Here is a 12,443-nt window from a genome sequence, read left to right on the forward strand (position 1 = left end):
TTATTGCTTAGCAGCAACTTCCTGGCGACAGCAGAGGCGATCGTACAACCCTACGACGACGAATACCAGCAGGGAAGGCGATAACCACGCCAGACCTTGTTCAGCCAATGGCAGATGCTGAGTCCATTCAGGCAGGAAGTGCGCGAACGTAGAAGCCTTCACCGCATCAAGAATACCGAACAGCAAACTAACCAGCATAACCGGAGCCACGATACGTGAGGCATGATGCCACCAGCGCAAAGTAAAGCTCATCAAAACCAGCACGATGCATGGTGGATATATAGCTGTCAGTACCGGAATGGAAATCTGAATTAGGTGACTCAAGCCCAAATTCGATACCATCATTGAGAAGATACCGAGAATGAATACCAGCGCCCGATAAGACAGCGGCAAGTACTGAGCAAAGAATTCAGCACAGGCACACGTTAGGCCCACAGCGGTCACCATACAGGCAATGAAAATCAATGCGGCCAGGAACACACTGCCCAAACCACCAAAGGTGTGCTGAACATAAGCATGCAACACGACTGCGCCATTCTGTGCGTCAGGCGTCAGGCTGCCACTGCCACTGCCAAGTTTAAACAAGCTCAAGTAAACGAGCGTCAAACCGATACCGGCAATCAATCCTGCCCAAATGGTATAGCGCGTCAGCAGCCCTGCGGAAACCACTCCACGCGAACGGGCCGCATTGACGATAACGATACCAAAGACCAAGGCACCTAAGGTATCCATGGTCAGATAACCATTAACGAAACCGGAGGAGAAAGGCACGTTCTGATAGGCATCAGTGGCTGAAATCAACGGACCGGCAGGCCAAATCAACGCCGCGATACCCAAGATAGCAAGCGCCAGAATTTTCAGTGGGGCCAGAATATGACCGACGGTGTCCAGCAAACGCCCCGGATAGAGCGAAATGCCAATCACCAGCGCGAAATAAACCACACTATAAATAAACAGCGGCAACGGGCCATCACCAGTCAAAGGGGCGATGCCCACTTCGAAGGAAACTGTTGCGGTTCGTGGCGTGGCAAACAGTGGGCCGACAGCCAAATAACAGACGGTAGCCAGTACCAAACCAGCACTACGGCCAATTGGGCTACTCAGGGCATCAATCCCCCCGCCCACCCGGGCCAGTGCGATAATGGTAATAACCGGTAAGCCAACCGCGGTTATCAGGAAGCCAAGAGCTGCCCACCATACATGTTCACCCGATTGTAAACCAACCATCGGCGGGAAGATGATGTTGCCAGCTCCAACGAATAAGGCGAAGGTCATAAAACCTAATGCCATAATATCTTTAGACGATAAACGATGACTCATAGTGATGTGCGTTGCCTAGTTAAATGACCAAAAGGAAAAGTTCTAAGTTGTGGTCTTTCCTACGTGATCGAAACGATACAAAGCTCTGATAAACGCAAACTCCGGCGGTTAATAAGCAATCTATTTCGTCAGTATGCAGTGTTTTTGAAGTTATTTGCAGGTGGAATAGGCCAACAACGGCGCTAAGTAGACCGTTTATAGCGGAGAAAGGCAAGTCGGGATCATAAAAGCAGAGCCATCATCCAGATAATGTTATCAAACCAGTTAATCATGCCATGTTTTAAGAAATACACGCCATATGATTTGTATTATTTGTAGCCAGTCGTTAACAATTTACCGCCAATCTGGTGACGAATACTCAGGAGAGGTTGATCATTTTACGCACAGAAATGATGCAAGATTGCATAGGCAAAAAACGACGACTGAAACACCTTAATCAGTAAAACCTAACGCTTTTCGGGTGTGAATCAGTATCTCGGGAGGCAGGGGGAGATAACCGTCATGGGTGACCCTCTTTTGCCCCTCAGGTGATAGAACCCGCTCAAGGAACGCCGCAGTCAATGGCTCCAGTGGCTGGCCCGGAGCTTTATTGATATAAATATACAGATAACGTGATAAAGGGTAGCGGCCATCTTTAACATTCTCAGGAGTTGGCATCACAAAATCTTGCCCCACCGCCGCCAGTGACAACGGTTTAACACCACTGTTACGAAAACCAATACTGGCATAGCCAATGCCATTCAATGAGCCAGCCACCGCCTGTACCACAGAGGCGGACCCTGGCAACTCATTGACATTATTTATAAAATCACCATCGCACAGTACCTTATGTTTGAAGTATCCATAGGTCCCCGAAGCTGAGTTCCGGCTATAACGTTGTAAGGAACGCGCCGCCCACGCCCCTTCCAATCCCAACTCACCAAAGCGCTGAATCTGGTGTGGCTCTCCACATCGGCGATTTTGCGAAAAAATAGCATCAAGCTGAGGTAAAGTCAGTTTGTTCAGTGGGTTATCCTGATGAACAAACACCACCAATGCATCAACTGCCACAGGAACTGCCAGTGGCGGATAGCCATAACGTTGAATAAATGCGTTGATCTCACCCGCTTTCATTGGGCGGCTCATCGGACCAAGCTGGGCGGCACCGACAGCTAACGCCGCAGGGGCAGTAGAGGAACCTGCCGCCTGAATTTGCAAATTAACACCAGGATAGTGATGATTAAAATCATCTGCCCACAAGGACATCAGATTGGCTAAGGTGTCAGAACCCACACTGGAGAGGTTGCCTGATAAGGTATTGGTGGCAGGCACGGAAGCCATCGGCAAAACAGCAACCGGAGGGGAAAATACCGCTTCAGGTTGCGCTAAAACGGCATGGCTAAACCATAGCATGACATGCAACAACGTCAGTTTTGCCCATTTCATCAGCTTGGTATCCATGCAGTTTTTAGGATTTGACTGCATTCTCGGCTAAAACTGCGGGAACAATCAATCGATTCGGCAAGGTAAAGATAAATCGAGTCCCCAGACCGACTTCGCTCATGACCTCTAAACGTGCATCGTGATGACTCAATGCATGTTTCACAATTGCCAGCCCTAATCCACTGCCCCCCGTTTGCCGTGATCGGGCTTTATCCACCCGATAGAACCGCTCCGTTAGCCGTGGAACATGTTCAGGACCGATTCCCGGCCCATTATCGCTGACCTGAAATTGTGCACCTTGTGGCGTTTGCTGCCAACACACCTCAATTTGGGTACCAACAGGCGTGTGATTGACGGCGTTATAAACCAGATTTGATACCGCACTGCGCAGTTGGTCTTCGTTACCAAACACTTTTAATTGGTCGTTAACCCGGAAGGTAATCTCATGTCGTCCGTTACTGAGAGCCTGAACTTCATGCTGTAACACTTTCAGCATCAACGGAATATCCACCCGCTCATTCATATCCACATTAGGTGCCGCTTCAATTCGTGATAGCGTCAAGAGCTGTTTTACCAATCCATCCATTCGCTTAGTCTGCTCTTGCATGGTCCCCAGTGCTTTATCCCGTAATGGCCCAACCAGCTCTTGGTCATTCATCATTTCCAGATAACCTTGCAACACCGTCAGTGGCGTACGCAATTCATGACTGACGTTGGCAAAGAAATTACGCCTTGCACCTTCCAACTGCCGCATCTGGGTAACATCACGGGCAACCATCAATAATTGCCCTTCTGAATAAGGCATCACACGAAATTCGACGTAATAACCATTGTTCAGTTGCAGAGTCAACGGGCGGGAGAACTCTTGTTGTTGCAGATATTGGCTGAATTCTGGGTAGCGCAATAAATTAAGGATATGTTGGCCGTTATCCTCCGGCCAACGAAACCCTAACAACTGCTGAGCTAAACCGTTACACCAGAAGATATTGCCATCAATTGTGGTAATAACTACCGCGTCAGGCAATGATTCGGCACCACTGCGGAAACGTTTGATAAGCAAAGCCAGTTCGCGCCGACGCCGACGATTTCGCAACTGCATTTGGTACAAGCCGTAAAATAAAGGCTCCCAGCTCCAGCGACCAGCAGGTGGTGTCATGCTACGGTCTAACCACAACCAGTGAGATAACTTAAGTTGATTATAGAAATTCCAAACCAGCGCCGCGACAGCTGAAATCAGCAATAGCCACGGAAGATAGCCGATGAAGGCACCCAGGAGTAATGCAGGCAGACAAAAAAGAGCCAGCTCGAGAGCCAGCGTTTTCCATGATAAGCGTTCTAACACAACGAATTCTCCGGCACTGAAAACTCAGTAGCGCGTTGAGAAACGGTATCCAGTTCCCCGGACAGTTTGTACCATTCTGTCATGACCATCAATTTCAAGCGCCTTGCGTAGCCGACGAATATGCACGTCAACCGTACGATCTTCTACATAAACGTTAGTGCCCCAAACATAATTAAGCAACTGTTCACGGCTGTAAACGCGCTCCGGGTGGGTCATAAAGAAGTGCAATAACTTAAACTCGGTCGGCCCCATATCCAGCGCTTGCTCATTGGCCATAACCCGATGTGAGGAAGGATCAAGGCTTAGCCCTTGCATTTCAATAACTTCCTCAACAGCCATCGGCGATATTCGGCGCATCACTGCTTTAATACGCGCAACCAGCTCCTTCGGCGAAAACGGCTTGGTAATATAGTCATCTGCGCCCACTTCCAAACCGCGCACCCTATCCTCTTCTTCGCCACGGGCCGTCAGCATCATCACCGGAATATCTCTGGTCAACGCTTCACGTTTCATATGTTTAATGAACTGAATACCCGAGCCGCCAGGTAACATCCAGTCCAACAACACTAAATCAGGGAAAGGCTCCGACAGACGAGTTACTGCGCTGTCATAATCTTCGGCTTCTAATGGTTGGTAACCATTCTGTTCCAACACAAAGCACACCATCTCACGGATTGGCGCTTCATCTTCCACCACAAGTATGCGTCTTGCCATCATCAACCCTGCCAGTATGTTAGTGGTCACTATTTGATTTCGGGAGCCATTATGCGTCAGTTTTGTGACATTTTTATGAAAAACATCACGCTTCTACTAGCAATAAGCATAGTGATAAATTTCATGATAATTGCAAAACACAGCAGTCAAGTTTGCGAGACGTCTCGGAGATTTTCCTCCTAGCCTTTTTTTAGCCGCGACATCCGGCGGGCAGCGTTTATAATCAGCGCCATTATCTTTGACTGATAACCTGCCGTGCGGGAGATTTATGCGCATTATTCATACCTCTGATTGGCATTTAGGCCAGCATTTCTTCACTAAAAGCCGCGCTGCTGAGCATCAGGCATTTCTGCACTGGCTCATTAATCAGATCGAAGAAAATCAGGTAGATGCGCTAATTGTAGCAGGTGATATCTTTGATACTGGCTCCCCGCCCAGTTACGCCCGTGAGCTATATAACCGTTTCGTGGTTGAGCTCCAACCCACTGGCTGTCAGTTAGTGGTATTGGGGGGTAATCACGATTCTGTGTCAACACTGAATGAATCACGGGGTTTGCTCTCTTATCTCAATACCACCGTTATTTCGTGCGCCAACAGCAATCTCGATCAACAAATCATTATTCTAAAAGACCGCCAACATCAACCTGCGGCTCTGCTGTGTGCGATCCCGTTTTTACGGCCAAGGGACTTAGTCACCAGTCAGGCGGGTGAATCTGGAGGGCAAAAACAACTGGCTTTACAAGAAGCGATCGCGGGCCACTACCAGGCACTGTATCAGCGGGCGGTTGAATTGCGTACCGAACTGGGTTTGCTACTGCCCATTATTGCCACCGGGCACCTGACTACCGTTGGCGTCACCACGACAGACTCGGTTCGCGATATCTATATTGGTACATTGGATGCTTTCCCCGCGCAGGCATTTCCACCAGCAGATTACATTGCTTTAGGCCATATTCATCGCGCCCAGCAAGTGGCTAAAACTGAACATATCCGTTATAGCGGCTCCCCCATTGCTCTCAGTTTTGATGAATTGAGCAAGGAGAAAAGCGTCTATCTGGTGGAATTCCACCAACAGGCACTGGCATCAGTTACCCCTCTCTTCATCCCACAATTTCAGCCAATGCAATTAATTAAAGGGGATTTAGCGCAAATAGAGCAGCAACTGGCTCAATTCTCTGAGCATCAAGGCTTACCCGTATGGCTAGATATAGAAGTTGCCACCCAAGACTATCTTACTGATATCCAACGCCGTATTCAGGCTCTGACCACAGAGCTACCGGTTGAAATTGTATTGTTACGTCGCAGTAAAGAACAACGTAACAACAGTATCGAGCGGCAGGAAAAAGAGACACTCAATGAGCTGAGTGTTACCGATGTGTTTGAACGCAGGCTGGCGCTGGAGCCAGACTTAGCCGAGCCGCGCCAACAGCGGATGCGTCAAATGTTCAATCAGGTGGTTGATGACATCACGCAAGATAAAGATGCCGCACAGGAGCAGCCTGCATGAGGATTTTAAGCTTACGTCTAAAAAACATTAATTCTCTGCAAGGGGAGTGGAAGATAGATTTCACCGCCGAACCTTTTGCCAGCAACGGTTTATTCGCTATCACTGGCCCGACAGGCGCAGGCAAAACCACACTGCTGGATGCCATATGCCTTGCGCTATACCACCAAACACCACGTTTGACTGTCACGCCCAGCCAAAATGAGCTAATGACACGCCACACAGCGGAGTCACTAGCCGAAGTTGAGTTTGAAGTAAAAGGCATCTGCTATCGTGCATTCTGGAGCCAGCGGCGGGCAAAAAACAGCCCGGAAGGCAATCTGCAAGCCCCTAAAGTTGAGTTGGCGCTATGCGACAGCGGTAAAATCCTGGCCGATAAAGTGCGTGATAAGTTGGAGATGGTTGCAGCGATCACCGGCCTGGATTTTGGCCGTTTCACTAAATCAATGATGTTATCGCAAGGGCAGTTTGCTGCTTTTCTCAATGCCGATGCCAATGACCGTGCCGAATTATTGGAAGAGCTAACGGGGACTGATATCTACGGGCGGCTATCTGAATATGTCTTTGAGCAACATAAACAGGCCAAGGCCAATCTGGATGCTTTACATCAACGTGCCAGTGGTATTGAACTGCTCAATGAAGAACAGCGCTTGGCATTAACGCAACAAATCGATGATCTCCACCAACAAGAAAAGCAGCTTGTTTCAGCACAATCAGCGAGTCAAAACCAAATAAACTGGTTAACCGGCTGGCAAAGACAGCAACAGAATCTACAAGAATATCAGCAGCAGCAAACAATTATTGAACAAGAATATCAGCAGGCACAACCTGAATTACACCGGCTGGCCCGTAGTGAACCGGCTGAGAAGTTGCGCCCTTTACTGCGTGACTGCTCACTCAGCCAACAGGATGCACAACAGACACAACTGCGTATCACCGCGCTGACCCAACAGCAGCAACAGCTTCAGAGCCAACTAACCCCCCTGGCTCAAGCTCTGGAACAAGCCAATACCGCACGCCAACAACAGGCGGCCAAGCAGCATGAACAAGAAACACTGATTGAGCAAAAAGTGGTACCGCTGGATAACCTTATCGCGCAACAACAGCACTCATTAGCGCAATTTGCCACTCAATTGCAGCAATTGCGCGGCAAAGAACAACAAGGTAGACAGCAACTTGAGTTAAATGAGCAGCAGTTGCTAAAGACGCATCAGCGCCTGCAACAATTAGCTGAATATGCACAGCAATATCCCCACCATCAACACTGGGTTAAGTACCTACCGTTATGGCGCGAACAGTTCCGCCAATTGCACATACAGCACCAGCAGTCAGTGGCTAACGAGCAGCAATTACAGCAGCAAGCCTTATTACTGAGCAGCTTGCAACAGCAAGCGACCACATTAAATGAGCAGGATAAACAGCAACAGGCCGTATTAGTACACGCGGCCTCGCAAGCAGGTAGCATCCAGCAGCAATTAGCAGCATTCGAGCAGCAACAGCCCACAACACAATTGCGCCAACAACTTGACGAGTTGCAGCAACAGCGACCGGCCCGGCAACAACTCGCCACATTATCGCCTTTAGCACAACAAGTTCAGGCACAGCACGATAAACAACAGCAACAATTCACCAGCCAACAGCAGCAATTAAAACAGCTTGAACAGCAGTTAGAAGAAAAACGTCAGCGCTACAAACATCAAAAACAACATCATGCTGATCTGGAAGCCTTGTGGGAACGCGAAAATCAGATAGTCAGACTGGAAGCGGAAAGAGCCAAACTCCAACCGGGAGATGCCTGCCCACTATGTGGCGCATTGGATCACCCCGCTATCACTGAGTATCAGGCGGTAAAACCGTCGGAAACAGCCGAACGCCTCGAGAAACTGCGCCGTCAGGTTGAACAACTCGCCACTGAAGGCTCAGAATTAAGCGCACAAAAAAACAGTATGCAGCAACAGCAGCAGCATCTAGAGCAAGAGTTACAGCACAGCCGCCAGCAATTGGCCGATTATCAACAGCGCTGGCAGCTGCTGGCGCAACCTCTGGCGTTGACATTTGCATTACATGAACATGCAGCATTAATGGATTGGCTGGAACAGCAGGAACAATCAGAGCAACACTGCCAGCGGAAATTGGCTGAATATGAGCGAATAAACCAGCAATACCAACAAGCTAAAGATGCTCTGGCTCAAGCAGAACAACAGCAGCAAAAACACTTGCAACAACTGGCATTAATCACTCAGCGCCAGCAAGATACTCAGCAAGCCCAACAGAAACTGCAGTTACAGCATCAACGCCAGCAAGATGATTTAACTCAGATGCGCCAAGACTTCAATAATAGTTTGGCTGATTTATCATTATCAGTACCAGCAGCAGACCAGCAGCAGAGTTGGCTGACTCTGCGGGAAGAGGAACACCAGCGTTGGCAGCAGAATCAGCAAGAACAACAACAGTTGGTTCTGGGGCAAAAAACACTGGAAACGCGGATTGAAGAAGAGCGTCGCCATTTACAAGAGTGCATTGACCAGTTATCGGCGCTCACCCAACAACACCAACAGGCTGAAACCCTATTACAACAACAGAGTCAGCAACGTCAGGCACTGTTTGGTGATATCAGTACTACTGAGGCTCGTCAGGTGTTGCGCCAACAACAACAGCAAGCTGAGTTGATACAACAGAATGCGGCAGAAATCCTGCAACAGACTCAGTCCCAGCTAAACCGATTAACGGGGGAGCTGGCGGGCTTAGAGCAACAATATCAGCATAATCAGCAGCGCGCTGCCACCGCTCAAGCTCAATTACAGCAAGCACTGGCGATCAGCGAGTTCGAGGACGAAGCCGCCTTAAACGCCGCACTGCTGGATGAAGAGGAAAGGCAACGTTTGCAGCAATTAAAACAGCAATTGAGCGAACGACAACAACAAGTCAACATCCGCCAGCAACATGCCAGTGAAGCGCTGGAGCAACTATTACAGCAGTGTCCGGCGGGTGTCGATAAAGCATCTGAATTGGTAGTATTGCAACAGCAATCAGAGCAATTGTTGATGCAACTAAAGGCCAATACATTACGGCAAGGCGAGTTACGCAATCAGTTAGAAAGCGACACAGCGCGCCGTAGTAACCAGCATGCACTGTTTGAGCAAATTGAGCACAGTCAGCAGCAATATGAAGATTGGAGCTATCTCAATTATTTAATTGGTTCCAAAGAGGGTGATAAATTCCGCAAATTTGCTCAGGGTCTGACACTCGATCATCTGGTCTATCTGGCAAACAACCAGCTCAGCCGCTTACATGGCCGCTATTTGTTACAACGCAAAACCAGCGATGCATTAGAGCTGCAAGTTGTGGATACCTGGCAGGCGGATGCAATACGAGATACCCGCACCTTGTCTGGGGGCGAAAGCTTTTTAGTCAGTTTGGCGCTTGCTCTGGCGCTGTCGGATCTGGTCAGCCATAAAACCAGCATTGACTCTCTGTTTCTTGATGAAGGCTTTGGTACGCTCGATGCTGAAACACTGGATACTGCACTGGATGCTCTGGATAGCCTGAATGCGTCGGGCAAAACCATTGGAGTCATCAGCCATGTTGAAGCAATGAAAGACCGGATTCCAGTGCAGATTAAAGTGAAGAAAGTCAACGGACTGGGCGTTAGCCGCTTAGACAGTATCTTTCAGATAAAATAGTGTCACGCAGCTAAAGTAAAACCGCATATTAAAACGTCATTAACAGCAAACGAGTAAGTCCCGATGAGCTTACACAAGTAAGTGATTCGGGTGCGCGAGAGCTGCTAACAATGCTGTCGTGTCAAGGACAAAGAGTATTACCCAAAAGCATTGGCATTACAGCTAGGCAGCAAACGAGTAAGTCCCGATGAGCTTACACAAGTAAGTGATTCGGGTGCGCGAGAGCCGCTAACAACGCTGTAGTGTCAAGGATGCTGGGTAATAGCAGGCCACAACCAAGCGGCCCCACGCACACCACTAGAATCGCCATGAAGTGCTTTACGCACCGGGGTCTGGCACTCACCACCAAATACCCATGGGCTGATTAGCGCGGGCAAGGTTGCATATAGCCGCTCAACATTGCTCATGCCACCTCCTAATACCACCACATCTGGGTCAAACAGGTTAATGACATGGGCTAACGACTTGGCAAAGCGTTGTTCATAATGACTCATTGCTTGCTCTGCGATGGCATCCCCTTGTGCTACTAAGGCGATAATTTCGTGGCCTTTAAGCTGCTTGCCACTCATACGAAAATAATCTGTCGCAAAGCCGGTGCCGGAGACAAAAGTCTCAATACACCCTTTTTTACCGCAATAGCAGGCTACTTCCTGTTGATATTGCCGCTCTTCATCATTTTGCCACGGTAAAGGGTTATGGCCCCATTCACCCGCAATACCATTGCCGCCGGCATGTACCCGGCCATCAATAGCAATACCAGAGCCACAGCCGGTACCAATAATGGCCGCAAATACCAGATGTTTCCCCGCCCCCGCACCATCGGTAGCCTCTGATACCGCCAAACAGTTAGCATCATTTGCCAATCGCACTGGGCGGGAGAGTAGTTCTGATAAATCCTTATCTACCATCTGACCATTCAGCCACACTGAATTGGCATTTTTTACTTTGCCTGTAAACGGAGAGAGAGTCCCTGGGATACCCACCCCCACACTCCCCTGCTGGCCCGTCGCCTGCTCCGCATCTGCAACTAACGTTGCAATCGCCTGCAAGGTATTTTGATAATCGTGGCGGGGTGTATCAACCCGTTTACGAAATAACTCCTGCCCGTCGTTGGCCAATGCGATGACCTCTATTTTGGTGCCACCCAGATCTATACCAATGCGCATAGCGCTTTACCTCATTGACAGGAAAATTCATTGTTGGTGATAACCGATTTTATCAAAAAATAAGGCCCTGCTTGCCAAAAACGTGACGACAATAAAAATCTTCTTCTTTCAGTTTGGACAATACACCCCAGTGACACAATCTTTGTCGCCCGCTATTTTGCATTATGTCGTGTTTGGATCCCTGTGGATTAAAATAGCGCTCAGCCGATGAGCGGTTGGCTCTGTTTTTTTCTTATTCTTTTTACTAGGGGCCGAGGCGTCAATTCGTTATCATGCCGCCCTGCGTTTGATTAACTCGCGCGCTCCAGGCGCGCCCGAGCCAGGGATAACACTATGTTGTGGTTTAAGAATTTAATGGTTTACCGTTTGAGCCGGGAAGTTTCACTATCTGCGGATGAAATGGAGAAACAGTTAAGCGCCCTCAGTTTCACGCCGTGTGGCAGTCAGGATATGGCAAAAACGGGCTGGGTATCACCGATGGGGTCGCATAGCGATGCATTAACCCATACGGTTAATGGCCAGATTGTCATTTGTGCCCGCAAAGAAGAGAAAATCTTGCCATCACCAGTGATTAAGCAAGAGTTGCAAGCCAAAATTGAGCGCCTGGAAGGTGAACAGCATCGTAAACTGAAAAAAACTGAAAAAGACGCATTAAAAGATGAAGTTTTGCACAGTTTATTGCCACGCGCATTCAGTCGCTTTAACCAAACCTTTTTGTGGATTGATACCGTCAACGATCTGATTATGGTTGATGCTGCCAGCGCTAAACGGGCTGAAGACACCTTGGCATTGTTGCGTAAAAGTCTGGGTTCCTTGCCGGTGGTACCACTGACCTTAGAAAACCCTATCGAGCTGACGTTAACCGAGTGGGTGCGTAGTAAAGAATTGCCCGCCGGATTTGCGCTGATGGATGAAGCTGAGTTGAAAGCCATTCTGGAAGACGGCGGCGTGATCCGTTGCAAGAAGCAGGATCTATTCAGTGATGAAATCGCAGTACATATTGAAGCGGGCAAGCTGGTCACTAAACTGGCACTGGATTGGCAGGAACGCGTTCAATTGGTTCTGTCCGATGATGGCTCACTTAAGCGTCTGAAATTCGCTGACACGCTGCGTGAACAGAATGATGATATTGATCGGGATGATTTTGCGCAGCGCTTCGATGCCGATTTTATTCTGATGACCAGTGAACTGGCCGCCTTAATTAAAAATCTGATTGAAGCCTTGGGTGGCGAGGCTCAGCACTAACTTAGGTGCATAACACAGCTTAAGCTGATATCGCCCTTTCGCGATGA

8 protein-coding genes are annotated in these 12,443 nt (G+C 48.8%); 3 read left to right on the forward strand and 5 right to left on the reverse strand.

Annotated elements, in window-relative coordinates; translation table 11 throughout:
- From brnQ to phoB, 4 genes are all read right to left on the reverse strand, one after another.
- Window positions 1-1,320 carry a branched-chain amino acid transport system II carrier protein gene (brnQ, locus tag A6J66_011490; protein ID PNM24754.1) on the reverse strand — a complete coding sequence of 440 codons (1,320 nt, stop codon included), beginning with the start codon at window positions 1,318-1,320 and terminating at the stop codon, window positions 1-3.
- A 432-nt stretch (window positions 1,321-1,752) separates the two neighbouring features.
- Window positions 1,753-2,745, reverse strand: coding sequence for a phosphate ABC transporter substrate-binding protein (locus A6J66_011495; protein PNM24755.1), 993 nt, complete (start codon window positions 2,743-2,745; stop codon window positions 1,753-1,755).
- Between the two features lie 22 nt (window positions 2,746-2,767).
- Complete coding sequence (phoR, locus tag A6J66_011500) at window positions 2,768-4,084, reverse strand: two-component system sensor histidine kinase PhoR (protein ID PNM24756.1); 1,317 nt, start codon at window positions 4,082-4,084, stop codon at window positions 2,768-2,770.
- Between the two features lie 24 nt (window positions 4,085-4,108).
- Window positions 4,109-4,798, reverse strand: a complete 690-nt coding sequence (gene phoB, locus A6J66_011505) for a phosphate regulon transcriptional regulatory protein PhoB (GenBank protein PNM24757.1) — start codon at window positions 4,796-4,798, stop codon at window positions 4,109-4,111.
- Between the two features lie 268 nt (window positions 4,799-5,066).
- Between phoB and A6J66_011510 the strand changes: the two genes are divergently transcribed.
- Both A6J66_011510 and A6J66_011515 read left to right on the forward strand, forming a co-directional pair.
- Window positions 5,067-6,305, forward strand: a complete 1,239-nt coding sequence (locus A6J66_011510) for an exonuclease subunit SbcD (GenBank protein ID PNM24758.1) — start codon at window positions 5,067-5,069, stop codon at window positions 6,303-6,305.
- Window positions 6,302-9,985: an ATP-dependent dsDNA exonuclease gene (locus A6J66_011515; protein ID PNM24759.1), complete on the forward strand. Its 3,684-nt coding sequence runs from the start codon at window positions 6,302-6,304 to the stop codon at window positions 9,983-9,985. Before A6J66_011510 ends, A6J66_011515 begins: the two co-directional genes overlap by 4 nt.
- A 245-nt stretch (window positions 9,986-10,230) precedes the next feature.
- On the opposite strand, the gene A6J66_011520 is transcribed toward A6J66_011515, so the two are convergent.
- Entirely contained in the window at window positions 10,231-11,151 is a 921-nt protein-coding gene (locus A6J66_011520; protein PNM24760.1) for a fructokinase, read from the reverse strand.
- A 333-nt stretch (window positions 11,152-11,484) separates the two neighbouring features.
- Here A6J66_011520 and A6J66_011525 point away from each other — a divergent pair, with 333 nt between their 5' ends.
- A complete protein-coding gene (locus A6J66_011525) occupies window positions 11,485-12,396 on the forward strand; it encodes a recombination-associated protein RdgC (GenBank protein PNM24761.1) in 912 nt (303 codons plus the stop codon).
- Window positions 12,397-12,443 lie beyond the last annotated feature (47 nt).

The organism is Yersinia enterocolitica (assembly GCA_002082245.2).
GTDB classification, from domain to species: Bacteria; Pseudomonadota; Gammaproteobacteria; order Enterobacterales; family Enterobacteriaceae; genus Yersinia; species Yersinia enterocolitica_E.

Coding starts and splice junctions, on each gene's coding strand:
- A6J66_011495 (PNM24755.1), bottom strand. CDS start 2,745: ATGAAATGGGCAAAACTGACGTTGTTGCATGTCATGCTATGGTTTAGC.
- A6J66_011520 (PNM24760.1), bottom strand. CDS start 11,151: ATGCGCATTGGTATAGATCTGGGTGGCACCAAAATAGAGGTCATCGCA.
- phoB (PNM24757.1), bottom strand. CDS start 4,798: ATGGCAAGACGCATACTTGTGGTGGAAGATGAAGCGCCAATCCGTGAG.
- brnQ (PNM24754.1), bottom strand. CDS start 1,320: ATGAGTCATCGTTTATCGTCTAAAGATATTATGGCATTAGGTTTTATG.
- A6J66_011515 (PNM24759.1), top strand. CDS start 6,302: ATGAGGATTTTAAGCTTACGTCTAAAAAACATTAATTCTCTGCAAGGG.
- A6J66_011525 (PNM24761.1), top strand. CDS start 11,485: ATGTTGTGGTTTAAGAATTTAATGGTTTACCGTTTGAGCCGGGAAGTT.
- A6J66_011510 (PNM24758.1), top strand. CDS start 5,067: ATGCGCATTATTCATACCTCTGATTGGCATTTAGGCCAGCATTTCTTC.